Genomic DNA, 26,029 nt, shown 5'->3' with positions numbered 1-26,029 from the left:
ACAACAACCGCTCATGATGCTCATCACCATCATGCACAGTGTCTCAGCCAGAGGGTAGCGTCGGCCTTGCGGGCGACGAAAATCAGGTACCTCACGCAGACAGGCTAGTAAACTTACTTCACTATTTTGCATCTGCTCCCCCTTTCCTAAACATATTAGTTTACGAAAAATAGAACTTAACGGCCCTGCCTTCAAAGGGGGTAGGGGATGTTAAAGCAGCAACTATAGGACTATAAGGTCAACTATAGCAACTATAGCCAAAGCCATAACCGACCTCCGAGCGTTTGAAAAACCTCGGAGCGTCTACTACATAAGCTGTCGCTTCGTAGCAAAGACGCTCGTAGGAGCTGCGCACGCTACGAGGTCATCAAAAACTCCCTCTCCTGTTTTTAGGAGAGGGTTGGGGTGAGGTAAAACCTTATTTCCCCAAATTCCTGCCGCCAACATTAATTACAAACCCAAGCGAGAAAACCGAATAACCTGCTGTAAGCGTTTTGCGATTTTTAAGGCCGAAATTACTGCCGCTGGTGTATTGTAGTTGTACTGAAGGATTCAATGTCATGCGGGTATAGAAGATTGGCTCCAAGAAAATGTTGTCTTCTTCGGTAGCTGGTTCGCCATTTAGTTTATAGTCGTGCATATTTACATAACTGGCGCGCAGGGCAGTGCCGTAGTTCAGCGGGAACTCACGGCTCAGCAACTTAAGCGAGCGTTTCTTTTTAGACGTGAAATTAACCTGCACAAAATATTTGCTGAAATCAGCCTCCTGGCGGGTATAGATCATCTCGCCGGTTTTATCGTTTTCATCTTTCTCGGTACGGTCGCTGGAGCCGGTGCCAATACCACCGTAAATTTCCAGAATCCTGTTGTTTTCAGGGCCAAAAGTTGTAAAGTAGCCACCACCAGCCTCTATCAGGTTATGCCTGAAATCGCGTTTGCGGCGCTCGCTGTTCATCATAGAGCCGTTTAAGACCACAGCAAAATGGTCGGTAACAGCATAGGCCGTATTAAAGGTAACGTTGCCTTTGGGTGTGATGTGGCCGCCGGCGCTTAGCTCGCCCTGCTCCGTAAACATAGGCACATTAGGCACATTAGGCATGTACGTAGATACACATCCAGACAAAAACAGGGTAATTCCGAAACTTAAGAGTAGTATAGATTTTTTCATGTACTTGTATTGGCAGGCATCTCCCCCGCGCATCCTTCTGTAAAATTTTTCTTGCCAAAGCGTAGCGCTATACGTTGTGGCGCCGAATTTAAGACACACAACGCTGCATTTTACAAAATATTAAGTATAGCTATACTTCATTTTAAAGAAATTTAGCGAACGGAAACCTGAGTTATAGTTCATCATGGTTAAAGCCTGTAAATTGCTGTTTTCAAGTGTTGGGTTTAAGCCGTAGCTTTGTTGTATGCAGCCATCCGAGATCAAAAAAATACTTGTTATCCAAACCGCTTTCCTGGGAGATGTGGTGCTGGCCACGTCACTGATAGAGAAACTGCACGCAACTTACCCAAATGCGCAACTTGATTTTTTATTAAGAAAAGGAAACGAAGGCCTGCTGAAAGGGCACCCGTTGCTGCGACAGGTATTGATCTGGAACAAACTGGAAGGCAAGTATAAAAGTCTCTGGAAACTGTTGCGCCAGATCCGCTCTGAAAAGTATGATGTGGTGGTAAATGTGCAACGCTATGGCGCGACGGGTATGTTAACTGCTTTCTCAGGGGCAAAGCAAACATTCGGCTTCGATAAAAATCCGTTCTCACGGTTCTTTACCCGCCGCTACACCCATAACATGGAAAACGGCAGCCACGAGGTAGAACGAAACCAGTTACTCATTAGCAGTATAACTACAGGCCCGGCAGCCAAACCAAAACTATACCCATCAGAGCAGGATTACGAAAAAGTACAGCCGCTCAAAACTATACCTTATATAACTATAGCCCCAACCTCGGTGTGGTTTACAAAACAATACCCTGCCGAGAAGTGGATTGATTTGCTAAATACTCTATCTGCCAACTATAAAGTATACCTGTTGGGCTCACCTGTCGATAAAGCACATGCCGAAAGTATAATCTTAAAAGCGCAGCACCCGAATATGGAAAACCTGTGCGGGCAGTTGAATTTGTTACAATCAGCGGCGCTGATGCGCGATGCGGTGCTAAACTATGTAAATGACTCTGGGCCGATGCACCTGGCAAGCTCCGTAAATGCGCCAACCTGTGCAGTATATTGCTCTACTGTTCTGCGTTTCGGTTATGGTCCGCTGGCTGATTTTGCAATGGTCGTGGAGAAGGAAGAACCGCTTTATTGCCGTCCGTGTGGGTTGCATGGCTACAAAGCCTGCCCCGAAGGTCACTTTAAATGCGCCCACGATATCCGGAACGAGCAATTGTTACAGGTGTTAGAGCTGGCCAAAGCCAAACAACTATAGTTGCAGCAATTCATAATTCCAAAAACCGAACGGCGTTATACCTATTAAACTATAGTTACAACTATAAAACACCCGCTTTCTCTTCTTCTTTTAGAGATAAGTTTTAACTTCGTACATCAAGACTGCAGGATGCTCGATCCTGTGCTTTTACATAACCAGATAACCTGAATCATGAGATACATGCCTATCAGCAATGAGTTGTTTGTGCACAACCGCCGCAACTTTGTAAAAGAGCTGAAACCATCTTCCATCGCCATCTTCAATTCTAACGATGTAATGCCAACCAATGCGGATGGTACCATGCCGTTCCGCCAGAACAACGACCTGTTTTACTTGTCGGGGGTAGATCAGGAAGAAAGCATACTGATCATTTTCCCGGATGCGAAGGACCAGCGCATGAAAGAAGTACTGTTTGTGCGCGAAACCAACGACCATATTTTAACCTGGGAAGGCTACAAGCTAACCAAACAACAGGCACAGGAAGTATCGGGCATCAAAACTATACTTTGGACACACGAATTTAAGTCGGTACTGAACACGCTGATGGCTGAAGCAGAACATGTGTACCTGAACAGTAACGAGCACTTGCGCGCTGTAGTAGAAGTGGAAACCCGCGATGCCCGCTTTACCAAATGGATAAAAGAGCGCTATCCGCTGCACAAGTATGAGCGCAGCACCCCAATTATGCATTACCTGCGTGCCATTAAATCAGAGCAAGAGATTGCTTTGATGCGCAAAGCCTGCCACATTACCGAACTTGCTTTCCGCAGGTTGCTTGGCTTTATTAAGCCAGGCGTTATGGAGTATGAGATTGAGGCAGAACTATACCACGAGTTTTTACGCAACCGTTCGCGCGGGCCGGCCTACGGTTCTATTATTGCGTCGGGGGCAAATGCCTGCATCCTGCACTATGTAGATAACAACCAGGAGTGTAAGGATGGCGACATGCTGCTGATGGACTTCGGCGCCGAATATGCCAACTATGCCGCTGACCTGAGCCGCACAATACCAGTTAACGGTACATTTACGCCACGCCAGCGCGATGTATACGAAGCTGTACTACGTGTAATGAAAGCTGCTACCTCTATGCTGGTACCGGGCAATACCCTGGATCAGTATCATGCTTTTGTAGGTACAGTAATGGAGAACGAGCTTATCCGCCTGGACCTGCTGAACGAAAACGATGTGCGTAACCAGGACCCAGCCGCACCATTATACAAAAAGTATTTTATGCACGGCACGTCGCATTTCTTAGGGTTGGATGTGCATGATGTGGGTAACAAATATCGTCCGTTTGAAGAAGGCATGGTGTTTACCTGCGAGCCGGGTATTTACATCTGGGATGAAGGCATAGGTGTGCGTTTGGAGAACGATATACTGGTAACAAAAAATGGCCCGGTAGACCTGATGAAGGATATTCCGTTGGAGGCCGATGACATTGAGCGTTTAATGAAGCGATAATAAACTATAGAAATATAGTCAACTTTTAAAGGCTGCCGGTTATGTATCGGCAGCCTTTTTTATTGTCTTTTACTAGTTAAAAACACGTATACCATAAATATATCAGGTAAATGTAAAACCTTGTTGTGTGGTATCAGTTTGAAGTATAGGATACAATTTTAAGCCTAAGGGAAATACAAGGCAGCTGCTAAAAGTTGTGGCGCACGTTACATATGTAGTTTCACGATAAACCTTTTGCTTATGAGTAAAACTCTACCATTTCAAAATCCCCTCCCCGGAAGACATAAACTTTATTTCTGCTGTACAATTAATTATTGGCGTACGTATAAACCAACATTAAATATGTACGTATTGACATATCAACATATACTTAATAAAACTATGCGAACACAATTAACAAAATTTAGTGCAATAGCTTTTGTGCTTGTATTCCTGTTATCAGCTAATACAGCCTTGTTTGCACAAAATGCTGACAGACGGACTAACCTCCAGATATATGGTAGTGCCCTTCAATATAAAGGTGAAGTAGCTAACCAGTTCTTTGAAAAAGATATGGAGTGGGGCGGAGGACTTTCGCTTAACCGTTATTTAAGCCCATCTTTTGATGCAGGCTTACACTTCACGTACGGTGGTGCCGAAGCTAATGATGGTACAAACCGTTTTGATACTTCAATTGGTACTGCTATGCTGGGCATTCGCCTTAAAATGTATGGCACTATCCTGAAAGAAGATGCCTTGATCGGACCTTACCTGACAGTTGCGGGTGGTGCTGCATTCGCGAAAGCTGATGCTACAACTGCAGCAGGTACTGTAGACGATAACTTTACAACTTCTGCTTTACTGGGTGGCGCGGGTATCCGTATCCGTTTCTCTGACGGAGTAAGTGCTTTCGTACAAACTGGTTATTTATTAACTGGTAACGATAACTTTGATGGTTTAACTAACAACGGCGATAACGACCGCTTCCTGCAGCACAACTTTGGTCTTGGTTTTAACTTAGGCAAGATGGTTGATACAGATGCTGACGGTGTTGGCGACAGACGCGACAAATGCCCAGACACTCCGACCGGCGTACAGGTTGACAAAGATGGTTGCCCTATCGACTCTGACGGTGACGGTGTGGCTGACTACCAGGATCAGTGCCCTACAGAAGCTGGTGTTCAGAACCTGCAAGGTTGCCCTGACAAAGACGGCGACGGTGTTGCTGACAAAGATGACCAGTGCCCAGACGAAGCAGGTACTACTGCTACACAAGGTTGCCCTGATGCTGACGGCGACGGCGTAGCTGATAAAGATGACAAGTGCCCTGATACTGCTGCTGGCCAGCAAGTAGGCCCAGATGGTTGTGCTACTGACTCTGACGGCGACGGTGTTGCTGATGATAAAGACATCTGTCCTAACTCTGCAGGTCCTGCTGAAAAAGGTGGTTGCCCTGAACTGGATGCTGCTACACTGAAACTGATGGAAGAAAAAGTTCGCTTCGAATTTGACCAGGCTCGTGTGCAGGAAAGCTACAAGCAACTACTGGATAGCATTGTAACTACACTTGAGAAATATCCTGACCATGTACTGTTGATCAAAGGTCATGCTGACTACATTGGCTCTGCAGAATACAACCAGGCATTATCTGAGCGTAGAGCACAAGCTGTTAAGGATTACCTGGTAGAGCGTGGTGTTCAGAACCCAGACAGACTTGTAACCCGTGGTTATGGCGAAACAATGCCACTTGTAAAAGTGAACGAGCGTCTGTCTAAACGCAGAACTGAAAGCGCCAGAGCTAAAAACAGAAGGGTAGGCTTCGAGCTCAACACGCCGGATATGAAACTGAACATGGAATAAACTGAAATAGACTAGCGTCAAATTAAAAGCGCCCCGGCTTTGGCCGGGGCGCTTTTTTTATACTTACTTTAATTTACAATTAAGCTATTAACCTTGCCAGCAACTGTTGTCCTTCCGGCCAATCGCCAATACCGGAATAAGAGTTGATATGGCCCTTAGCACCCACATTCACAAACTCACTACCCCATAGTTCAGCGAGGTATTCAGCCCTATCTATAGTTAAATAATCATCATCAGTACTTGCTACCAACATAGAATTAAAGGGCAGTTTTGTTTTCGGAAATGGTGCAAAATCTAACACTTCTTTCAATTCTACGTCAATTTCTACCTCGGGCGGTGCCACCAGGAATGCGGCTTTAATGTTGGCAGTATACTTCTGTGCCCAATGTGCTACAGTCATACACCCCAGGCTATGGGCTACCAATACAATTTCCTTGTCCTGCGCTTTTGCAATTACTTTTTGCAACTCCTCGACCCAGTCTTTACAAACCGGGTTATCCCAGTCCGATTGCTGCACGCGTATGCTTTCAGGGTCTTTTTGCTGCCAGTACGTTTGCCAATGCTCGGGCCCCGAGTTGTACAGGCCAGGTACATGTATTATCTGTACTTCCGCCATTTATAGTTTATAGTTTGATGTACAAAGTAAATATAAATCAAGTTGGCGGGAAATGTGGGTTTTAGTGTTGGAGGAATAGTGCAAGTATTATCTTATAGTTTACGTTTTACCTCACCCCAGCCCTCTCCTAAAAACAGGAGAGGGAGTTTTGGGTATAGCTTATTCATTTGTCATCCTCAAAGGACTTTGCGTGAAGTAAACGCTTTGCTATAAACACACCCCTGCCCCTCTCAAGAGGGGAATTCTTTGCCTTCACCAATTTAAAAGCTATAGTTTCATAAACCCTAGCCTTTGAAGCGGACAGGTCGCGACCTGTCCCTACGAAACTATAGCCACGATCAATTTCGGAGCTTACCAGTTCAAGCTATAGATAGAGATAGCTATTAGAAAGATCACAGTCTTTGGGTTGAGCGCCTCGAGAGGTTCCGGTGCCGTCAGGCATTGCGAGGAACGAGCAAAGGAAGCGAAAGCAGCGCGATGCCCAAAGACGGGGCCTCCCGGCCGTGAGGGCACCAAAGCTTAATTGAAACGATAGGCAAGTAGAGCTCCCAGGATTGGAAGTAACTAAGGAAGGATAGCTTGCTTCAAAAAGAAAAGACTTATACTCTAAGCTGAGATAGATTTCTCCTTGTGTGGAAATGACAAAGTAAAAACTATAAACTTGAACTATAGGACATATAAGATATCTCGACTAACGCTCGAAATGACAAAGAGAATCTATAAAAGAAAACTAACTTACTACGCTGTTTTAGAAGCAAGCAAATACAACACTGCCATTCTGATAGCAACTCCATTCTCCACCTGGTTCAGGATGATGGAATGATGCGAATCGGCGGCATCGGAGCTAAGTTCTACCCCACGGTTTATAGGGCCGGGGTGCATGAGGGTAATCTCTTTATCCAAGCTATCCAGCATTTTTTTGTCGATGCCATAGTAAAGCGTGTACTCACGCAGCGATGGGAAATATTTCATCTGCTGGCGCTCCAGTTGTATCCGAAGTACGTTAGCCACATCGCACCATTCCAACGCTTTGCGCACATCCAGTTCTACTTTTACGCCCAGCTCTTTAATATACTTTGGCAGCAAAGTTATCGGCCCGCAAACCATTACTTCGGCACCTAATTTCTGCAGGGCAAAGATGTTGGATAAAGCTACACGCGAGTGAAGGATATCGCCAATGATAACTACTTTTTTACCGGCTACTTCCCCATACTTTTCACGAATAGAGAAAGAGTCTAAGAGGGCCTGCGTTGGGTGCTCGTGGGTGCCGTCGCCGGCATTTACGATATTGGCGTTTATGTGGCGGCTCAAAAAGTGTGGTGCTCCCGGGCTGCTGTGGCGCATCACAATCATGTCCACCTTCATGGCCAGGATGTTGTTTACCGTATCCAGCAGGGTTTCGCCTTTTTTTACCGAACTGCTGCTACTGCTGAAGTTTATCACATCGGCAGACAGGCGTTTTTCGGCCAGCTCAAACGACAGGCGCGTGCGGGTAGAGTTCTCGAAGAAGACGTTAGCAATGGTAATATCGCGCAGCGAAGGCACTTTTTTGATCGGCCTGTTCAGTACATCTTTAAAATTATCCGCGGTCTCAAAAATGAGCTGAATATCTTGCGGAGTGATGTCTTTGATGCCTAACAGGTGCCGGACGCTGAGCTCTTGCATGGTAAGAAATTAGTCTTCGGTTTTAGTGATAAGCCAAATGGCATCTTCCGGGGCCTGCTGCGCTTTCCAGTCTACCAATACCCGTTGGCTTTGCAGCGAATTTACCTGCCGGCCCACATAGGTAGCCTCAATGGGTAAATGGCGGGTGTACAGGCGGTCTACCAAAACAAGCAACTCTACATTGGCAGGGCGACCATACGCGATCATGGCATCCAAAGCAGCCCTCACCGAACGGCCCGTATACAGCACGTCATCCACCAGAATTACCTTTTTGCCTTCAATCAGGAAATCGATTTTAGTGGCATTAGCAGCTAGAGGCGTGTCGCGTCTGCGGAAGTCGTCGCGGTGGAACGTGGTGTCGAGGTAGCCGGTTGGTATTTGTTTGCCGAGTATGGTGGCCAGTGTAGTTTGTATGCGTTCTGCTACGTATTTGCCGCGTGGCTGCAGTCCAAGTATAACAGAATCAGAAAAGTCGCCATGGTTCTCGATCAGCTGATGGCACAGGCGCATCACCATAATATCGAGTAACTGTTGGTTTACAATGAGTCTTTTCTGCATAACCGGAAGTATAGCTGCAAATATAGGAGAGTTATAGTTAATTGTTTAATTGTTGGAAGGCTTAATTGTTAAATTGTTAATTGCAGATGGTTGTATTGTTTGATCAATGACAGGGTTAGCTATAGTTAAGTTTTACTGCTAAGCAGGTCAAACTATAGTTTAACAATTAAGCCTTCTACCATTCAACTATTAGCAATCTAACCATCAAAACGAAACCTTGTTGATATAGAAAACCTGCTTTATGTCTGAACCCGGCGATTTGATACGGTGCCAGCCAAATGCAGCAAAATTGAGTCCGTACCAGCTTACAACCCCAGCCATGCTCGTCGACAGGATTTTACCGTTGGGGTCTTCAGGTTGTAGTTTCAGGTTGGTTTTATCTTCGATGTAGGTATCCTGGTCCATTATTTTGTATTCGATCTCGTCCTTATCAGGGTAAGCAATCACGACTTTTCCGGCGGGGTTACAGGCTACCTCGACGGTGGGGCGCAATTCCCTGCTTTCTATATCCTGCAGCGGGAAGCTGTTGTCCCAAAGCAATACACCACTTTTATCAAAGCCGAGCGCAACAGCCTGTGTGCGGCGGTAACTTTTAGGGCTGGGAAGGAAATAGCCTGTTGGGCCATAAAGCCTGTTGAAACCCCCTTGTCGGGAGTTGGTTGTATATGCCTCGGCACTAAGTATGTAGCCATCTGGTGTAGTATAAATATCGTGCAGCAGTAGGCGGTATTGTAGATTAGGTTCTTTGCCTGCCTTCAGGCGGTTTGTCTCGCGGCGGCGGGTTCGCGCTTCGCGTTTGGGGCTCATGTACTTAAAAAAGTTTTTGAGCTGCAGAAAACTATAGTAACGTGTATCGGCGGCGTTGGAATTAACGGGTACTGTAAAGAAGCCTGTAGCATAGCGCAGGTTGCGGGTTGCATAATTGCCAATCAATAACCTGGTGGTGGTGTCGCCGGGTGTTACCTCGGCATATAAGGGTCGCTTATCAAGTTCGGGGAGTATAAAATAGTTTTTAAGCAAGGTGCCGCCCGCATCAAATAGTTTGGTTTGCAACCGCGATACCCGCCCGTTCGACTCCGACATAACCACGCTTACCTGTTTTTGCTGCGGGTGAGCCAGCACATCAGAAAAAGCAGACTCGGCACCATAAGCGGCAGGCAGGGGCTTTATTTCGCCGGATGCCTGGTTCAGGTGCAGCAGGGTAGGGGTACCATCTTTGCGCGAGCGGGCAACTATAAAGTAATTATCAGCCACCACTTCAAACGAATAAATAGAGTCGATGGCTTCTATTGTGTAGTCGTGTTTGGTTATGTTGCCACTTTTGAGGTTGAGCTTTACAAACTGGTACTTTTTTTCGTTGTCGCCACTAAAAGCTACATGGGCATAGCGGGCTTCGGAGTAGTGCGTTAAATACTGACTTATCGGTTTTAAGTCTACTTTTTTTGTCCAGACAGGTTGTAACTGGCTGTTGTATTTTGTGAATTCAAAAGTTGGCGGCACCGACCACATACCTTCTGTTTTGGTAAATAGCAGTAAGCTGCTGTCGGGGGTGGCAATAAGATCTGCATCGGTTTTATAGCTGTCGAGTTCCAGTTCTATACGGATAGGTTGTGTAGGCTTTTGCGCGAGCACAGATGAGCAGGCAAGCACAACTATAAGTAAGAGCAACAGGCATACTTTGTACATAGCGCTAAGTATAGTATAGGTAAGTACAGGAAAAGTATAAGATTGGCGGCTAAAGGCTTGTACTTGTTTTAGTCGCCAATCGTTGTTTTGTTGCCCGTAAATTTAATCTATAGCTATAGTTAGTTGCCGAGCGCCAGCAACACATCAAACTCTTCGGCTTTAAGTGGCATAACCGATAACCTGGATTGGCGCAGCAGGGCAATATTTTCGAGGCGTTTATCCTGTTTTATCTGCTCCAGTGTTACCGGGTCTCTGAAATCCCGGAACGGCACCAAGTCCACAGCCATCCATTTCGGGTCGTCGGCAGTTGGGTCGGGGTAAGCGGCTTTGTCTACTTTAGCAATGCCAACTATAGCTTTCTCGGTTACACTGTGGTAAAACAATACCATGTCGCCGGGTTGCATTTGCTGCAGGTTGTTACGTGCCTGGTAATTTCTGACGCCATCCCAGCAGATGCGCCCGTCTCTCACTAAGTCTGCCCACGAATACGTTTCAGGCTCCGATTTTACTAACCAGTAATGCATTTGATTTTTGTAAGTGTAAAAGTGTTGTTGATTGTTGTTGCAAGCTTTTGACTTGATATATAAATGCTCGAAAACTATAAGTTCTTTGTTACTTTATCTTTCGAAAGATCTTTGATTGGACTTTTTCTTTCAAAGCTCCAGATGACAAGTGTATTCCCTTTAGCCAAGAATTCTTCCGGATGTGCTTTAGTCGGTTTTCCTGAGCTACCCCAAATTAAACCTTCAATAAATGAATCACTTTCTGATACATCTTTATCAAAAGTAATAAACATAACAGAACCCTTTTCATTCTCGCTTTCAAAACTCTGAAAGCTCTTTTCAACCATATTCCCTAAAAGGAAGCTATAAGTTTGAGGACTATTATAAAGAGTTGCTACTTGTATCGATTTACAATAAAGCTTATCAGCAATTTTATAGTTTGCAGGAAGTTCTGTCTCGCTAAGTTTTAAAGCATCAATTCCTTGTGCTTTAGTTATACTAATTGTTAGGCCAAGTATGATAATAAGTGTGAATATTTTATTCATTTGTAGATTATTTTAAAGTATAAATCTCACTTCTTCCGGCCCATAAAGTATAAGCCAACCTCGCCAAGAAACATCACGATCAGGACGCCATTCAGGAAGCCTTTCAGGAAGTTGAAGAAGTCGCCTTTGGGCTCGGCAACTATAAGTATAGCCAGCACACCCAACAACGAGAATAAGATGATGGCGCGGGTTCGGGCGCTCAGGTTTCGGTAACTGAACATGTTATTTTATCGGGTTTTCAGTTACTTCTTCGCGTTTCACTTTCAGCACATCATTCTCCAGCGACACCACCTCTATAATGTATTGCTGTTGCGGTTGGCCTTCCGGCTTTATAGTTACCAGTATCTTGTCATTATCGGTAAACTGCCAGGTGCCGGCTTGTTCTTCCAGTCCGTCGGCAGGGGCAATGGCATAATTTTTCAGGATACCGCCTTTCTCCAGCATAAAGCCTGTGCGACCCCGCGATGGAGCAAAATCGTAGGTGTTGGGGCGATATGTGGTAATGTCTTCCTGGTCCTCTTCAAAAGCGTGTAGCCAGGTTTTGCCAACTAACTGGGTTTCCAGTTTACTGGGTCTTTTACAGGTATTGGCCAGTAGCAACAGGCACACCAAACAAAGCAGCGAAGCGTATTTCATAAGTATAGAACGCTGCAACAGCAGCATATTTTGTAAGCCAAGATAGGGATTTCTGCCTTTATATAGAAGCGAATGAATATAAAACACCAGCAACTATGGTTCGGTCGGTTTTCCTATCTTTGTAACTATACGATATAGCGCCGTGGAAAATAAAAAGATCATACGACTGTTTAAGCTGGCTGCCGAGCTGATGGAGCTGCACGATGAGAACCCGTTCAAAATTCGCTCTTACGTAAATGGCGCCGCCACGCTGGAATTAGTGGAAGAACCTTTGGCAGGCATGAGCCAGGCTACCCTGGAAAGTATACAGGGAGTTGGCAAAGGGATTGCTGCCAAAATAATCGAAATAAACCAGACCGGCTCGTTCGAGGAACTGGACCAGATGCTGGCCGCCACCCCGCCGGGTGTGGTAGAGATGCTGCGCATAAAAGGCATTGGCCCTAAAAAGGTGCGTACCATCTGGAAAGAACTGGGCACTGAAACCGTGGAAGAATTGCTGGAGGCCTGCGAGCAGGACAAACTGAGCAAACTGAAAGGCTTTGGCGCTAAAACCCAGGAAAACATAAAACAGGCGCTGCTCTTTACCCAACAAAATCGTGGTAAGTTGTTATATGCCGAAGCCGAACCAAGTGCCGAAGAACTGTTACAAACTATAAAACAAGCCCTGCCAGATGCCAAAATAGAAGTAGTAGGTGATGTGCGCCGCCGCATGGAAATTGTAGAAAGCCTGCAGTTTGTAGTGGCTACTGATAAGTATAAAGATGCCTGTGAAAAACTTAGTAAGATTGATGTGCTGGAACAGGATGTGCGTAACTCTGGTCCACGCATCTGGCGCGGTAACTATAGTTTAAATGGCATGGCTACCGAAATCAGATTGGTGGATGATGCCTGCTTTGCCAACGAAGTCGTTTTAAGATCAGCTTCTGAACCACACTTAACACAGGTTTTTGCAGCCGGTAAAACCATGCTGAATGTGCTGCGCGAAGAGAACCATAAAACCGAAGAGGATGTGTACCATGCAGCTGGTATGGCCTACATCGTTCCGGAGCTGCGCGAAGGTACTAATGAGCTGCAACTGGCCATGGATAACAAACTACCAAAACTGCTCGAGCTATCTGACCTGAAAGGCATCCTGCACAACCACAGCACTTACTCCGATGGCGCGCATACTTTAGAGCAAATGGCTACTTTCTGCCGCGATATGGGCTACCAGTATTTAGGTATTTCGGATCACAGCAAAACAGCATCGTATGCAGGCGGCCTGCGCGAAGGCGATGTGCTGCGCCAGCAAAAAGAGATAGATGAGATGAACCAGAAACTGGCTCCTTTCAAGATTTTCAAAGGTATAGAATCGGATATCCTGACTGACGGCTCTTTGGACTATGAAGAAGACATTCTGAAAACCTTCGACTTTATAGTTGCCAGCATTCACAGCGTATTGAATATGGATGAGAAAAAAGCTACACAGCGCCTGATCACAGCCATTGAAAACCCTTACACCACCATGCTCGGCCACCCGACCGGCAGGCTATTGCTGCGCCGCGAAGGCTACCCGATCAATCATAAAATGGTGATAGATGCCTGCGCTGCCAACAACGTCATCATCGAGATAAACGCCAACCCTTGGCGCTTAGACCTGGACTGGCGACACGTGCAGTATGCCTTAGAAAAGGGCGTAATGCTCAGCATAAACCCCGACGCCCACCACACCAGTGGCTACGACGACATGAAGTACGGCGTGCTGGTAGGTCGAAAAGGCGGACTAACCAAAGAAATGACCTTTAATGCCAAGCCAGTAGAGGAAGTAGAAGCTTACTTTAATAAGCGGAAGGCGGGGATTTAATTGCTGATTAAATATGGCGCGAGCGTCTTCGCTCGTGTCGAACTATAGTTGGGCGTCCCGCCCATTTGATGTAAAAATTAAGGCTGCAGACTTAAATAAAAACGGCCAGAGGCCCTGTTATAAATCAAGAGCGAATACGCTCGCGCCATGGTAAACTTTAGCTGTCATTTCGAGAGCAGCGAGAAATTTATTTAGAATCTGAGATAGATCTCTCACATAGTTCGAGATGACAAATTATAAGATCAGGCTGAACTATAAATTTTTACCTTTTTTGTCATTCTGGAAGAATCTTGTGAGAAGGGAGTGGCAACTATAACTATAAAACAGAACTCTCCATTGCAAAAAGAGAAGCTTAAAATACTTATCATCCGGTTCAGCTCTATCGGGGATATAATCTACACCACGCCGGTTGTCCGTTGCCTGAAGCAACAGGTTCCGGGGGTGGAGATTCATTACCTGACCAAGCCAGGTTTCCGGTTTATACTTGATAATAACCCATATGTAGATAAGCTGCATCTGCTGAAAGATAAACTGAACGACACGATACAGGATTTGCGGGCAGAGAAATTTGATTATGTGATTGATCTGCACAACAGCCTGCGCTCGGTGCTGGTGAAGTATAAGCTGGGCGTAAAATTCTCGACGTTCAAAAAGCAGCGCATCCGCAAAATATTGGCGCTCAAGTTTAAGCTGAACACGGTAAAGCCAACTCACCTGGTTGACCGCTATCTGGAAGCTGTAAAGTTTTTAGGCGTAGTAAACGACCAGAAACCGGTTGATTATTTCCTGCCCGGCAACTATAGTTTGAGCACACTGCTACCGGAAACACACCAGCAGGATTACGTTGCTTTTATAATTGGAGCAACGCACTTTACCAAGCGCATGCCGAATGATCAGGTGATCAGCATCTGTAACGCGCTTAACAAACCGGTGGTGTTGCTGGGCGGCAAAGATGTGGAAGAGAATGGCGCAACTATAGCCGAAACCGCCGGAGCGAACGTGTACAATGCCTGCGGAAAACTGAACATGAATGAATCGGTATACGTGGTGAAGCAGGCTGCCAAAGTTATTGGGTTCGATACCGGACTGACACACATTTCCGAAGCTTTTGATAAAGAACTGGTAACGATCTGGGGGAGTACAGTGCCGGAACTACTAGGTGTGCAGCCCTACCAAGTTAGTAAACATTACGAAGCAGGAGTGGAGTTGCCTTGTCGCCCGTGCACTAAGTTCGGAAGATCAGAATGCCCGCTCGGCCACTTTAAATGCATGCGCGATATTGATGAACAGGCTATAGTTGATTTTGCGAATAAGTAATTAGAAAACAGATGAAGAACTATAGGTTGAACGAAACCGATTCGCGCTTTTTAGAAGCGTTACTTTTAGCTACCGGCGGTGAAGGCGGAGCGCCTTTGCAGGAAGTGCTATTAATGGCCGATGCTGTGGACGGAACTGTCTTTGAACTGAAAGAAGTGGAAGACGCTCTGCTGAAACTGGTAGCGGCAAAGGTGGTAACTATAACCAAGAATAAGCTTAACATTAACCCCGATTTCTTGTGTCATTACGAAGCACTGACTTTGCAAGAGGGCTTAAGTGAGAGTGATGAGTTACTGTTGAACCTTCTGCAAGAACAAACTATAGCTGAAGAAACTATAAAAGCTGTAAAAAGCGGCGAGCTTAAAAAGTATAAACTCAAGACCTACTACCAGCAATACCAGGAGCAGTTTGGTGGGTAAATAAGATTTGAAAAGTTGGAAATGAAAATGAGCTGTTTCGGATTTCTTAATCCGGAACTATAGCTGATGCGGACTAGGAAGTCCGAAAGAGCTAAAGCAAATTGAGTAAGGCCGACCTCACAGTGTCTTACAGACCTGTGGGCGTCTAACTATAAAACAAAAGCCGCTGAGATTATCAGCGGCTTTTGTTTTATAGCAGAGATAATTTTCAACTCTCCACAACTTTAAATTTCTAAATCCTAAGAAATCTTTTCAAACCCTAAATAAGGGTGCAGCACTTTTGGCATGTTAATACCATCTGGTGTCTGGTTATTCTCGAGGATGGCAGCTACGATACGAGGCAGGGCAAGGGCGCTACCATTTAACGTATGCAACAGCTGAGTTTTACCAGCATCGTTTTTATAACGCAATTTCAGGCGGTTGGCCTGGTACGTTTCGAAGTTACTGCACGAGCTTACTTCCAGCCAGCGGCCTTGCGCTGTCGAGTATACTTCCATGTCGTAGGTTAGGGCAGAGGTAAAGCCCATATCGCCGCCGCAAAGGCGCAGCACCCGGTAAGGTAACTCCAGTTTCTGCAACAGCCCTTGTATGTAGCTGCTCATTTCTTCCAGCGTTTCGTACGACTTCTCAGGCAGCGTTATCTGCACAATCTCCACCTTGTCAAACTGGTGCAAACGGTTCAAGCCACGCACATCAGCGCCCCACGAGCCAGCTTCTCTTCTGAAACATGGCGTATGGCCTGCATTCTTGATCGGCAACTGCTCAACCGGCACAATCACATCGCGGTACAGGTTTGTGATCGGCACTTCGGCAGTCGGTATCAGGTAATAGTTATCTTCGGTGGCGTGGTACATCTGTCCATCCTTATCCGGTAACTGGCCGGTACCGTAGCCCGATGCTTCGTTTACAAGTATAGGTGGTTGTACTTCTATATAACCGGCTTTCAGGGCTTCATCTAAAAAGAAGTTGATAAGCGCGCGCTGCAAACGGGCACCCTGCTTTTTATAAACCGGGAAACCTGCACCAGTTATCTTGTTGCCCAGGTCAAAATCAATGATGTCGTATTTCTGAATAAGCTCCCAATGGGGTTGCGCGCCGGCATGCAACTCCGGTATTTCGCCGTGCTGTAGCACTACTTCATTATCTTCTGCCGAACGGCCTACCGGTACGCTTTCGTGCGGCAGGTTTGGTAACTTATATAAAGCAGCCTGTAATTCTTCCTCCAGTGATGTTAACTGGTCACCCAGGGTTTTGGCTTGCTGCTTTAGTTCAGTAGTTTGTGTTTTATAAGATTCGGCTTTCTCGCGCTCGCCATTCTTCATCAGAATTCCGATCTCTTTAGAGATGCTGTTTGCCCTGGCCTGCAACTCGTCGTGCTCGCTCTGCACCTGGCGGCGACGCTGGTCAAGGTCCAGTAAAGCGGCAACTTCAGCGGCTGCATTTTTGTAGTTTTTCTTGTTTAGGCCTGCCACTACCAGGTCTGTCTGCTCCCTTAAAACGGATAGTTGTAGCATAGTTGCGTGTTAAGTATTGGTACAAAAATATACTTTTTTGCGTAGTACGTGGCAATTCGCAAATCTTTTACCCTTTTTCTGAAACATTTTTCATAAAATGATGCGTAATATTTGTTAATTAGGTGCCATTGCAATAACATTGCAGTGCATTTATTACGAAGGCCCTTCCTGAGCCTCACTTTTTCTACGCAATCTATTCTGTTTCCTGATTTATAATTTAAGACTCTCGCTGCGTTTGCGTATCAACACGCTCCCGGCATTACATTAACACCATACCACATTTATGTACAATATTGAAGAATTGAAAGATAGGCTTCTTTCAGAACTCAAGGAAATTGCAGAGCATCTGGGCGTTCAGAACTTTAAGAAACTGAGCAAACAGGACATCATCTACAAAATCCTCGATCAGCAAGCCATCACCCCTCCCGAAAAATTACCAAAAAAGATCAAATCTGCCGCCGGCAGCGCTACCCCAGCAAGCGAATCATCTCCTGAAATTACAACTGAAGTAGAAGTAGCAGAACCTGCAGCGCCAGCCCTGGAAGAAAGAAGACCAATAGTACGTGCTGAGCAATCGCAACGCGCTCCAAGACCTGCCGCAGCTCCTGCCAAAGACCATGGACCGCAGCAGCAACGCGAACGCATACAGCAACCACGCCGCGAACAAACAGGAACAGAGCAACGCACCGATAACCGCGAGCCAAGAGCAGAACGTGCTGAGAACCAGCCACGAGAGCCAAGACCGGAGCGCACTGAAAACCGCGAACCACGTGAGCGTATGGATAACCGTGAGCCACGTGCTGAAAACCGCAACGATAACCGCGAGCAGCGCCCTGAACGCGAGCCACGTCAGGACAACCGCGAACAGCGCAGCGACCAGCAAACTAACAGACCAGATAACCGCTACGACAACCAGCGTCGTAACAACCCACAACAACAGCAGTCAAATGCGGGCGGTAATATCTTTAAAGAGTTTGATGGCATAATCTTAAACGAAGGTGTACTGGAGCTGATGCAGGATGGGTATGGTTTCCTGCGTTCTACACACTATAACTACCTGGCATCTCCGGATGATATTTATGTATCGCCGTCGCAGATCAAACTATTTGGACTGAAAACGGGTGATACTGTAAAAGGCCAGATCCGTCCGCCGAAAGAAGGCGAGAAGTATTTTGCCCTTTTAAAAGTTGACTCTGTAAACGGGCGTACCACCGAAGAAATTCGTGACCGTATTCCGTTCCAGCACCTTACGCCGCTTTTCCCAGAAGAGCGCTTAAAATTAACTACCAAGCCAAGCCAATTATCAACCCGTATTCTGGACCTTTTTGCCCCGATCGGTAAAGGCCAGCGTGGTATGATTGTGGCGCAGCCTAAAACAGGTAAGACCGTGTTGCTGAAAGAGATAGCCAACGCTATTTCTGAAAATCACCCGGAAGTATACCTAATGATCCTGCTGATTGACGAACGCCCGGAAGAGGTAACCGATATGGCTCGTAGCGTAAAAGCGGAAGTTATTGCATCAACGTTTGATGAGACTGCCGAGCGCCACGTGAAAGTATCAAGCATTGTACTGGACAAAGCGAAGCGAATGGTAGAGTGCGGCCACGATGTGGTTATACTTCTTGACTCCATTACACGTCTGGCCCGTGCTTACAACACGGTTGTTCCTTCATCTGGTAAGATTTTATCGGGTGGTGTGGATGCCAACGCGCTGCACAAGCCGAAGCGTTTCTTTGGTGCTGCCCGTAACGTTGAGAATGGTGGTTCACTTACTATCATTGCCACTGCACTTATTGACACAGGTTCTAAGATGGATGAAGTTATCTTCGAAGAATTTAAAGGTACCGGTAACATGGAACTTCAGTTGGATCGTAAACTGGCCAACAGAAGAATTTACCCTGCTATCGACGTTCCTGCTTCGGGTACACGCCGCGAGGACCTGCTGATGGACAGAGACGAGCTGAACCGTATCTGGATACTGCGCAAGTTTATGTCAGATATGAACTCTGTAGAAGCGATGGAGTTCCTGAAAGACAGAATGGTTGGCACAAAGAGCAACGAAGAATTCCTGATCTCGATGAACGGTTAAACTATAGTTTGGCATCAATTATAAAAAAACGGCCTGCAGCTATAGTTGCAGGCCGTTTTTGTTTTTGTTAGAATCAGGACTTACAGGATTGGAAAGGATATGCAGGATTTGATAAATGTGAAGGATTTTGATCGTTTCGTAGCTGATAAGACGCAAAGTGTTGCGTCTCTACAACTCTTAAACTTATACCTTCCAAACTTTCCAAACTTTCTAACTTTCTAACTTTCTAACTATAACTCATTGCCAGAAAGTATATTCCGGGTTGGTGAGGTGATAGTATACAAAAGCGACTACAAAGCCGAAAAGTATGTGTCCTAAAACCATTTCTATCAGGTACCTGTCCAGCCGGATGTGGGGAGGCTTTGGGTGTATCATGAAAAAGAAATACCAGATGATCATGGCAAACAAGCCGTTCGCTAACCCGATAAGAGCACCCCACGAAGCGGTAATGGTGCCCACCCCGGACTCCCAGAGCGCCAGGTAACCAATGGCATATAGCACACCAACCGTATAATGGGCCAAGGTACCGACCATTAACGTGGCAGGCGCATTAGACAAACCGCCATCAGGGTGTGTCCGGCCAAGCAGCATGGTGCCCAGTAAGCGTGGTACTTGCATAACACGGCTCGTAACCCGGGATAACAAGTATAAAATGGTTGTCATGGCCGCAGTGCCAGCAAGCCCAGCCAATATCACATAAATCAGCTTCACGTTTAATTTTTGATTTTATACCTTATACGCATTTAGGCTGCATGGTTTGGCGCTGTGCTATCTGCACTGGAATTAAAGTTGAAGATGCCTGAAAGTGAGCATACAAATAAAGGCCAGGCTGATGCAAACCGATGATATTTTGTTCATCTGCATGGTGTTTTCATAGTTAACGGCTGCCCTGTTGCGCGACGCGCTGATCACCCAACTGGTAAAGAAGTATAAGACCGGCGCCGTTGCAATCAGGAAGATGATGATGTTCTGTACCTGGTCTGCGGTAAAGTATAGCCACAGTAAAAGTATAGTTCCGGTTAAAAGACTGATAGCTGCAAATACATAGGTGCCGGTAATGCCGAGAATAAGACTTAATGTTCTGTCGCCGCGGCGGCTGTCTTCTTCGTGCTGGTAGATCTGGGTAAGCGGGTAGGAGCCGCATAAAAATAAGGTGCTGACTATAGCAAAGCCTACGTTGGGCATCTGCAACACCTTATCTATACTTAAGCCTGCTCCAACCTGCACCATGGCAAACGTAAAAGCCCCCTGAAAAACTGTAACTACTAACGTGCTGATGACCGGGTATTTTTTGAGTCGAATACCTTCGTAACTATAGGCTTTTGAAACGAGCAGGTAAATAGCCACCGAAGCGCCGAAAAGTGGCGATAAAAATATAGCCAGCACAACCGCCAATATATCAAACAGCAACACCAGATGCATCAATTGCCTGTTTACTTTAGGCGGATTTTTAAGGCCGCCTATACTTCCTTCGTCACGGTCGTAGTAAGAATTGTAGCCGTTGCTGGCAGGATAAACCAGTACATGCAGGATCAGGAACACAACTATAGCCCGGCTTACATTAACCTGCTGCAGGGCACTCAGCGCAAACCAAAATACTGGCATCAAATACACCGAAAAAGGTATTCGCATTAAAGTAAGCGCATCGCGGTAGGGTTGCATTGTTAAGTTGTTTATTGTCTGAATCAGGATTTTCAGGATTTAAAAGAATGAACAGGATTTAATACTCAACTATAGTTTAAAGAATAGCACCTCATTTTTTAACTTTCTAACCTTTTAACTTCCAAACTTTTTAACTGCTATACCTTGGATATCCAATAAGATAGATGACGTGTTTGCCGGGTTTGTTGCCTGCTCGGCCGGTGCGCCAGGTATAGTTTGGAGCGTTTATATTTTGCAGCATACGTTGCAGGTGTTCAGGAGTATAGATGCGGAGCAGCGAAACGGTGCCATCCCAGATAATGCCAACAGGTATAAGCGGTATAATGTACGTGAAAAATAACCTGCTGAACTTAAACGGTTTTATAAATGGGGTAACGACAAGTATAACCACCGGGAATAAAAACCATAACAACAGCATCTCCAGCCAACTCTTTTTTGCGCCTTCAAAAATACCGATGGCTGTTCGCTTAGTGGCTGCATCCTGCAAAATGCGCTGTGCTATAGTTGGCGGAAAATGGTGGAATGAAGAAAAGATAGTTCTGACACCGGTTATACTTTCGGGTACGGCAGTGGCATCTACAGGCTCGGGTTTGAAATCTATACTTCCGTTAGTTTGCTGTTGCAGATACTGGTAAGCGGCAATATTAGGGTACAGGTCGGAGAGGGTGATTTTTATCTGCTCACTCATTTGCCGACTAAGCGCTTGTTGTATAGTTTCTATTCCGCCGCCGGCTCCGGAGCAAAGGTCAGTAATATGCGTCTGGTTGGTTTTGATAAGCAGTTCCTGTAGCAAAGGAACTGCCGCCTCGTAGGCACCCAATTTCGAGATCATGAACCGCAGAAAATCGAGCATGCCCTGCCGGATAACGTGCGGAAACCAACGCTGGTCTTCGAGCTCAAAAAGTTGGAGACGGATGTTCAAATGCTTTTTTACAGCACATACTACGCATCCGCCTATTTAGTTATACTTATGTTTGCTTTTAGGCTTTCTTGCTCTGGCACGAGTCTCCAGACTCGTGACGTAGGGTGTAACAGAGTCTCCAGACTCACTGGGCCAAAGACCCAACTATAGCAAGTCACGAGTTGCAGATCCCGAAGCATTTCGGGACGAAGGCGCTCGCGCCATGGGCTATTTAGTTTGCCTCACTTCCAACTATAAAACTAAACCCATCGCCAGTATTACTGAACAGCTGCCAGTTTACTTCCTGCTCTTTAGTGGCATCCGGGGAAACTATAAGTTTAGCGCCATACTCAAAATGAAGTATAAAGCCATTATTGTCCGTTGTTTCCAGGCCTTGTGGGGTTAGCTCGCCACCTGCATTTATTAGTAGTTGCAAACGTTGGTCGCGGAGGTTGGCACCGGGTACTTTCCAGTCGAATTTAAGGGCTGGCATGCCGGCTTCGCGTTTGCGCATAAATACTTCGCTGTGCTTTATGCTGTCGCCGTTGGGTAGCACCAGTTGCCACGGGCAGTTAAGGGCAAGCGTAACAGCTCCTACATCAAGTATAAGCCCCTGCGGGGTAGTGTAATGTGCCTTGCCAAAATGGAAATACTGTACCAGTTCGGTGCGGGTAGTTTTTGTAAGCGGAAGGCCGATCAGTTTATCTAAAGCCTCTTTTATAGGAGTACGCATAACGTATAGTTTCAGAGAATTAGGGCAAAGATAGGCAGGCCGTATTTATTAATCAGTGTATAAAAGTCACTTTACTAAGTTTTGTCTTTATTTGGCAGGTTTGTTATCCACATAAAGTATATTTGCATCAATTTCGAAAGAAGTGCCATCTGGAATTTTTAGGGCCCACGCCCTGTTTGCATACAATGCTGAAAGAGCAAGAAGAAACCAAAGAATCAAAACCAGCCTCCACGTACCGTAGCATTATCCGGTTTGCCTGGAAAAGCTTTATTATTGGCTTTATTACGATAGTAGCTTACCTGCTGTGTGTAGAGTTTAACCTGTTGTTCCTGTTCGGGTCGTCTCCGAGCCTTGACAAACTGGAGAACCCGCGCAGCGACCAGGCATCCGAACTTTATACTTCCGATGGTGAGCTGATTGGTAAATACTTTAAAGAGAACCGCAGCCCTATAGGATACGAAAAAATGTCGCCGATGCTGCTGAAAGCCCTGATAGCGACAGAAGACGTTCGTTTTTACGAACATTCCGGCATCGACCCGCAGGCTATAGTTTCAGCAGCATATGGTAGCTTTACCGGCGATGCCCGTGGTGCCAGTACCATTACCCAACAGTTAGCCAAAAACCTTTATAAAACCCGAACCGACGACTCTAAAGGTGTGCTGGGCCACATCCCGGGCCTGAATGTGGTAATTGCGAAAACCAAAGAGTGGCTTACCGCTATTAAACTGGAGCAGCGCTACACTAAAGAAGAGATCCTGGCTATGTACCTGAATACCGTGGATTTTGGGTCCAACTCCTTCGGTATAAAAGTGGCCTCTAAAACGTTTTTTGGTACCTCTGCCGATAGTCTTAAAACAGAACAAGCCGCTACACTGGTTGGCCTGCTGAAAGCCCCGACCTACTATAGCCCCAAGTTTAACCCCGAAAATGCTACACGCCGCCGCAATACCGTGCTGGAGCAGATGGCCAAGTATAACTACCTGACCAAAGCAGCAGCCGACTCGCTGAGCAAAATTCCGCTTAAATTAGATTATAGTGTAGAAAACCATTACGATGGCCCTGCGACATACTTCAGAGGTGCTGTTGCCGATTATCTGAAAGAATGGTGCAAGCAGAATGGGTATGACCTTTACCGCGATGGTTTGAAGATCTATACTACAATAGATTCGCGGATGCAGAAACATGCCGAAGAGGCCATGCAAAAGCAAATGCGTAACCTGCAGCGCCGTTTCGATAACCACTGGCAGGGCCGCAACCCTTGGGTAGACGAGCAGGACAAAGAGATACCGGGTTTTATTGAAGAAACTATAAAGCGTACAGATTATTACCAGCGCCTGAAAAAGAAGTATGGCAACGATGTAGCCGCCATTAACCGCGAGCTGAACAGACCACGCGAGATGATGGTATTTACCTGGGATAATGACTCGCTAGAGAAAAAGGTGACCATGAGCCCACTTGATTCGTTGGCATACTATAAGCACTTCCTGCATGGCGGCATGATGACCATGGATCCGTTTACCGGGCATATAAAAGCGTGGGTAGGTGGTATCAACTTTAAATACTTTAAGTACGACCACGTGAAACAGGCTCGTCGTCAGCCGGGGTCTACGTTTAAGCCATTTGTGTATGTAGCTGCTATCGATAACGGTTACTCGCCTTGCGATAAAATTGTAGACCAGCGCATCACTATAAACTATGTCGAGAAAGGCGAGAAGAAAACCTGGTCACCTACAAACGCTGACTGGCAATATACTGGTGCCCCGATGACGCTACGTCGTGGTATGGGTAAATCGGTTAACTCGGTTACGGCTCAGCTTACAGAAAAGATAGGTTGGGAAACGGTTGTAAAATATGCGCACCGCTTAGGTATAACCAGTCCGCTGCAGTCTGTTCCGTCTATTGGCTTAGGCCCGAGCGATGTTTCTATCTATGAAATGGTAGGGGCTTACAGTACATTCCCGAACAATGGCTTCCATACCAAACCAATGTTCATTACCCGCATCGAAGACCGCAACGGCAACCTGATACACCAGTTTGTACCAAAGCAAAAGAAAGTACTGAGCGAGGAAACGGCTTTCCTGATGATGCACATGCTGAAGGGCGGTATTGAAGAGCCAGGCGGTACATCGCAAGCGCTATGGGAATACGACCTCTGGAAAGGCAACGAAATTGGTGGCAAAACCGGAACAACCTCTAACCACTCTGATGGTTGGTTTATGGGTGTAACCAAAGATCTTGTAACCGGTGTTTGGGTGGGTGGCGAAGACCGCAGCATTCACTTCCGTACATCAAGCCTGGGCGAAGGCTCTAAAACGGCGCTGCCTGTGTTTGGCCTCTACATGGAGAAGATCTACCAGGATAAATCGCTGGGCTATACTATGGGACGCTTCCCGGGGCCTACCGTTAAGATCAGCAAAAAGTATAACTGTACTACTGTATTGCCGAAGCAGCCAAAAGTAGATTCCACAGCCCTAAGCCCGGACTTTGAGCTATTTGATATTCTGGAGCAATTAAATTCAGGGTCAGGGGATTCGTCGCAGTAAGCAAGTATAAAAGTATAGAACCAGAAAGGCCGGCTACAACTATAGCCGGCCTTTCTGGTTTTTGCTAAGTATGGAATGTATTAATATTTCTTATCATAAAAAGATTCCAACGCTTCGTCGAGGTAATTGTACTCAAATGTAAAGCCTGTCTGTAACACCTTATTGGCACTTACGCGCTGGCTATCGAGCACTACACCACTTTTCTGACCCAGCACCAGGTTTAAGGCAAAAACAGGTACTTTAGGCAATACAAGCGGTTTATGCATTACTTCTGCCAACTCTTTGGTAAACTCTTTATTAGTTACCGGGTGTGGCGCCACGGCATTATATACGCCTTCAAACTGAGTGTCTTCTATCGCTCTTATAAACAAGCGGCATACATCATCAATATGTATCCACGACATATATTGGTTACCGGTACCTAAAGGCGCACCAGCCATCATTTTAACAGGACGAGCCAGTTGTGGCAGTGCACCACCTTTATCACTCAGAACAATACCTAAGCGCAGGATAACGGTTCGCAGCCCCAGCGTATTTATTTGCCACGACGATGCTTCCCAGGCTTTGCAAACTTCTGCCAGAAAATCATCAGCCAGTATACTTTCTTCAGACACCACATTATCACCGGAGTTGCCATATATGCCGATAGCCGATGCCGAGATAAAGCCTTTTACATGATGATCTGATTTTTGAAGGCAACTATATAGTAAGTTAGCGCTATCTACACGGCTTTTTAATATTTCCTGTTTGCGCTCTTCGGTCCACTTTTCGTCGGCTACGCCCGCACCTGCCAGGTGTATGATGTAGTCGGCGTAGGTGATGGCGTTTTCATCGATGTAGCCTTCTTTTATATCCCAGCGGAAGGTTTTATACTTCGAGAATTTGCTGGGCTGCCTGCTTAAGTGCGCCACTTCGTAACCCTGATCAATAAGCATTTCGGAAAGCCGGGTGCCCACTAAACCAGAACCACCAGTAATGAGTATTTTTTGAGGCATAGCAAGTTGTTAGTATAACTGCATATAGAAGATACCCTATACGTAATCTATATATAGTTTCGTTGCTCT

23 protein-coding genes are annotated in these 26,029 nt (G+C 46.0%); 8 read left to right on the top strand and 15 right to left on the bottom strand.

Annotated features, from left to right (window positions below; translation table 11 throughout):
- Positions 1-418 precede the first annotated feature (418 nt).
- On the bottom strand, positions 419-1,168 hold the full coding sequence (locus tag GWO68_RS04820; RefSeq protein WP_162345282.1) for a hypothetical protein: 750 nt from the start codon (positions 1,166-1,168) through the stop codon (positions 419-421).
- Between the two features lie 244 nt (positions 1,169-1,412).
- Here GWO68_RS04820 and GWO68_RS04815 point away from each other — a divergent pair, with 244 nt between their 5' ends.
- From GWO68_RS04815 to GWO68_RS04805, 3 genes are all read left to right on the top strand, one after another.
- The gene (locus tag GWO68_RS04815; RefSeq protein WP_202923671.1) at positions 1,413-2,435 is read left to right on the top strand and encodes a glycosyltransferase family 9 protein; all 1,023 of its coding nucleotides are present in this window, start codon (positions 1,413-1,415) and stop codon (positions 2,433-2,435) included.
- Positions 2,436-2,606: 171 nt separating this feature from the next.
- The gene (locus tag GWO68_RS04810) at positions 2,607-3,896 is read left to right on the top strand and encodes an aminopeptidase P N-terminal domain-containing protein (RefSeq protein WP_162345281.1); all 1,290 of its coding nucleotides are present in this window, start codon (positions 2,607-2,609) and stop codon (positions 3,894-3,896) included.
- 381 nt (positions 3,897-4,277) lie between these two features.
- The gene (locus GWO68_RS04805; RefSeq protein WP_162345280.1) at positions 4,278-5,735 is read left to right on the top strand and encodes an OmpA family protein; all 1,458 of its coding nucleotides are present in this window, start codon (positions 4,278-4,280) and stop codon (positions 5,733-5,735) included.
- A 79-nt stretch (positions 5,736-5,814) separates the two neighbouring features.
- Here GWO68_RS04805 and GWO68_RS04800 read toward each other — a convergent pair whose 3' ends face one another.
- The 8 genes from GWO68_RS04800 to GWO68_RS04765 form a co-directional block, all read right to left on the bottom strand.
- The gene (locus GWO68_RS04800; protein ID WP_162345279.1) at positions 5,815-6,351 is read right to left on the bottom strand and encodes an RBBP9/YdeN family alpha/beta hydrolase; all 537 of its coding nucleotides are present in this window, start codon (positions 6,349-6,351) and stop codon (positions 5,815-5,817) included.
- A 738-nt stretch (positions 6,352-7,089) separates the two neighbouring features.
- Positions 7,090-8,016: an aspartate carbamoyltransferase catalytic subunit gene (locus tag GWO68_RS04795; RefSeq protein ID WP_162345278.1), complete on the bottom strand. Its 927-nt coding sequence runs from the start codon at positions 8,014-8,016 to the stop codon at positions 7,090-7,092.
- Positions 8,017-8,025: 9 nt separating this feature from the next.
- Positions 8,026-8,574 carry a bifunctional pyr operon transcriptional regulator/uracil phosphoribosyltransferase PyrR gene (pyrR, locus tag GWO68_RS04790; RefSeq protein WP_162345277.1) on the bottom strand — a complete coding sequence of 183 codons (549 nt, stop codon included), beginning with the start codon at positions 8,572-8,574 and terminating at the stop codon, positions 8,026-8,028.
- A gap of 204 nt (positions 8,575-8,778) precedes the next feature.
- Positions 8,779-10,260: a hypothetical protein gene (locus GWO68_RS04785; RefSeq protein WP_162345276.1), complete on the bottom strand. Its 1,482-nt coding sequence runs from the start codon at positions 10,258-10,260 to the stop codon at positions 8,779-8,781.
- Positions 10,261-10,379: 119 nt separating this feature from the next.
- A complete protein-coding gene (locus GWO68_RS04780; RefSeq protein WP_162345275.1) occupies positions 10,380-10,784 on the bottom strand; it encodes an EVE domain-containing protein in 405 nt (134 codons plus the stop codon).
- A gap of 74 nt (positions 10,785-10,858) precedes the next feature.
- Positions 10,859-11,308 carry a hypothetical protein gene (locus GWO68_RS04775; RefSeq protein WP_162345274.1) on the bottom strand — a complete coding sequence of 150 codons (450 nt, stop codon included), beginning with the start codon at positions 11,306-11,308 and terminating at the stop codon, positions 10,859-10,861.
- A 26-nt stretch (positions 11,309-11,334) separates the two neighbouring features.
- Positions 11,335-11,529, bottom strand: coding sequence for a hypothetical protein (locus GWO68_RS04770; RefSeq protein WP_162345273.1), 195 nt, complete (start codon positions 11,527-11,529; stop codon positions 11,335-11,337).
- Position 11,530: 1 nt separating this feature from the next.
- Positions 11,531-11,944 (bottom strand): hypothetical protein, encoded by a 414-nt coding sequence (locus tag GWO68_RS04765; protein WP_162345272.1) that lies wholly within the window; start codon positions 11,942-11,944, stop codon positions 11,531-11,533.
- 142 nt (positions 11,945-12,086) lie between these two features.
- On the opposite strand from GWO68_RS04765, the gene polX reads away from it, so the two are divergent.
- The 3 genes from polX (at position 12,087) to GWO68_RS04750 (ending at position 15,523) form a co-directional block, all read left to right on the top strand.
- Positions 12,087-13,787, top strand: coding sequence for a DNA polymerase/3'-5' exonuclease PolX (gene polX / locus GWO68_RS04760; RefSeq protein ID WP_162345271.1), 1,701 nt, complete (start codon positions 12,087-12,089; stop codon positions 13,785-13,787).
- Positions 13,788-14,123: 336 nt separating this feature from the next.
- Positions 14,124-15,104: a glycosyltransferase family 9 protein gene (locus tag GWO68_RS04755; RefSeq protein WP_162345270.1), complete on the top strand. Its 981-nt coding sequence runs from the start codon at positions 14,124-14,126 to the stop codon at positions 15,102-15,104.
- Between the two features lie 11 nt (positions 15,105-15,115).
- Positions 15,116-15,523 carry a hypothetical protein gene (locus tag GWO68_RS04750; protein WP_162345269.1) on the top strand — a complete coding sequence of 136 codons (408 nt, stop codon included), beginning with the start codon at positions 15,116-15,118 and terminating at the stop codon, positions 15,521-15,523.
- A 239-nt stretch (positions 15,524-15,762) separates the two neighbouring features.
- Here GWO68_RS04750 and serS read toward each other — a convergent pair whose 3' ends face one another.
- Positions 15,763-17,037 (bottom strand): serine--tRNA ligase, encoded by a 1,275-nt coding sequence (gene serS / locus GWO68_RS04745; protein ID WP_162345268.1) that lies wholly within the window; start codon positions 17,035-17,037, stop codon positions 15,763-15,765.
- A 283-nt stretch (positions 17,038-17,320) separates the two neighbouring features.
- On the opposite strand from serS, the gene rho reads away from it, so the two are divergent.
- Positions 17,321-19,126: a transcription termination factor Rho gene (rho, locus tag GWO68_RS04740; RefSeq protein WP_162345267.1), complete on the top strand. Its 1,806-nt coding sequence runs from the start codon at positions 17,321-17,323 to the stop codon at positions 19,124-19,126.
- Between the two features lie 237 nt (positions 19,127-19,363).
- On the opposite strand, the gene GWO68_RS04735 is transcribed toward rho, so the two are convergent.
- From GWO68_RS04735 to GWO68_RS04720, 4 genes are all read right to left on the bottom strand, one after another.
- Positions 19,364-19,837, bottom strand: coding sequence for a DUF2938 domain-containing protein (locus GWO68_RS04735; protein WP_162345266.1), 474 nt, complete (start codon positions 19,835-19,837; stop codon positions 19,364-19,366).
- A gap of 72 nt (positions 19,838-19,909) precedes the next feature.
- Positions 19,910-20,788 (bottom strand): UbiA family prenyltransferase, encoded by an 879-nt coding sequence (locus GWO68_RS04730; RefSeq protein ID WP_162345265.1) that lies wholly within the window; start codon positions 20,786-20,788, stop codon positions 19,910-19,912.
- 130 nt (positions 20,789-20,918) lie between these two features.
- On the bottom strand, positions 20,919-21,710 hold the full coding sequence (locus GWO68_RS04725) for a class I SAM-dependent methyltransferase (RefSeq protein ID WP_162345264.1): 792 nt from the start codon (positions 21,708-21,710) through the stop codon (positions 20,919-20,921).
- Between the two features lie 211 nt (positions 21,711-21,921).
- Positions 21,922-22,422: a hypothetical protein gene (locus GWO68_RS04720; protein WP_162345263.1), complete on the bottom strand. Its 501-nt coding sequence runs from the start codon at positions 22,420-22,422 to the stop codon at positions 21,922-21,924.
- A gap of 185 nt (positions 22,423-22,607) precedes the next feature.
- Here GWO68_RS04720 and GWO68_RS04715 point away from each other — a divergent pair, with 185 nt between their 5' ends.
- Positions 22,608-24,965 carry a penicillin-binding protein 1A gene (locus GWO68_RS04715; protein WP_162345262.1) on the top strand — a complete coding sequence of 786 codons (2,358 nt, stop codon included), beginning with the start codon at positions 22,608-22,610 and terminating at the stop codon, positions 24,963-24,965.
- A gap of 80 nt (positions 24,966-25,045) precedes the next feature.
- On the opposite strand, the gene GWO68_RS04710 is transcribed toward GWO68_RS04715, so the two are convergent.
- Complete coding sequence (locus tag GWO68_RS04710; RefSeq protein WP_162345261.1) at positions 25,046-25,960, bottom strand: TIGR01777 family oxidoreductase; 915 nt, start codon at positions 25,958-25,960, stop codon at positions 25,046-25,048.
- Positions 25,961-26,029 lie beyond the last annotated feature (69 nt).

Origin of the sequence: Pontibacter fetidus (assembly GCF_010119545.1) — a bacterium.
In the GTDB taxonomy this organism is placed as follows: Bacteria; Bacteroidota; Bacteroidia; order Cytophagales; family Hymenobacteraceae; genus Pontibacter; species Pontibacter fetidus.
This window is presented reverse-complemented; position numbering and strand designations above follow the sequence as displayed.

Bases quoted from the DNA above. Each gene is read 5' to 3' on its own strand.
- GWO68_RS04820 (WP_162345282.1), bottom strand. From the start codon at position 1,168: ATGAAAAAATCTATACTACTCTTAAGTTTCGGAATTACCCTGTTTTTG.
- serS (WP_162345268.1), bottom strand. From the start codon at position 17,037: ATGCTACAACTATCCGTTTTAAGGGAGCAGACAGACCTGGTAGTGGCA.
- GWO68_RS04730 (WP_162345265.1), bottom strand. From the start codon at position 20,788: ATGCAACCCTACCGCGATGCGCTTACTTTAATGCGAATACCTTTTTCG.
- GWO68_RS04815 (WP_202923671.1), top strand. From the start codon at position 1,413: ATGCAGCCATCCGAGATCAAAAAAATACTTGTTATCCAAACCGCTTTC.
- GWO68_RS04750 (WP_162345269.1), top strand. From the start codon at position 15,116: ATGAAGAACTATAGGTTGAACGAAACCGATTCGCGCTTTTTAGAAGCG.
- rho (WP_162345267.1), top strand. From the start codon at position 17,321: ATGTACAATATTGAAGAATTGAAAGATAGGCTTCTTTCAGAACTCAAG.
- GWO68_RS04795 (WP_162345278.1), bottom strand. From the start codon at position 8,016: ATGCAAGAGCTCAGCGTCCGGCACCTGTTAGGCATCAAAGACATCACT.
- GWO68_RS04770 (WP_162345273.1), bottom strand. From the start codon at position 11,529: ATGTTCAGTTACCGAAACCTGAGCGCCCGAACCCGCGCCATCATCTTA.
- GWO68_RS04785 (WP_162345276.1), bottom strand. From the start codon at position 10,260: ATGTACAAAGTATGCCTGTTGCTCTTACTTATAGTTGTGCTTGCCTGC.
- GWO68_RS04800 (WP_162345279.1), bottom strand. From the start codon at position 6,351: ATGGCGGAAGTACAGATAATACATGTACCTGGCCTGTACAACTCGGGG.
- GWO68_RS04720 (WP_162345263.1), bottom strand. From the start codon at position 22,422: ATGCGTACTCCTATAAAAGAGGCTTTAGATAAACTGATCGGCCTTCCG.
- GWO68_RS04805 (WP_162345280.1), top strand. From the start codon at position 4,278: ATGCGAACACAATTAACAAAATTTAGTGCAATAGCTTTTGTGCTTGTA.
- GWO68_RS04710 (WP_162345261.1), bottom strand. From the start codon at position 25,960: ATGCCTCAAAAAATACTCATTACTGGTGGTTCTGGTTTAGTGGGCACC.
- GWO68_RS04765 (WP_162345272.1), bottom strand. From the start codon at position 11,944: ATGAAATACGCTTCGCTGCTTTGTTTGGTGTGCCTGTTGCTACTGGCC.
- GWO68_RS04775 (WP_162345274.1), bottom strand. From the start codon at position 11,308: ATGAATAAAATATTCACACTTATTATCATACTTGGCCTAACAATTAGT.
- GWO68_RS04810 (WP_162345281.1), top strand. From the start codon at position 2,607: ATGAGATACATGCCTATCAGCAATGAGTTGTTTGTGCACAACCGCCGC.
- GWO68_RS04715 (WP_162345262.1), top strand. From the start codon at position 22,608: ATGCTGAAAGAGCAAGAAGAAACCAAAGAATCAAAACCAGCCTCCACG.
- GWO68_RS04780 (WP_162345275.1), bottom strand. From the start codon at position 10,784: ATGCATTACTGGTTAGTAAAATCGGAGCCTGAAACGTATTCGTGGGCA.
- pyrR (WP_162345277.1), bottom strand. From the start codon at position 8,574: ATGCAGAAAAGACTCATTGTAAACCAACAGTTACTCGATATTATGGTG.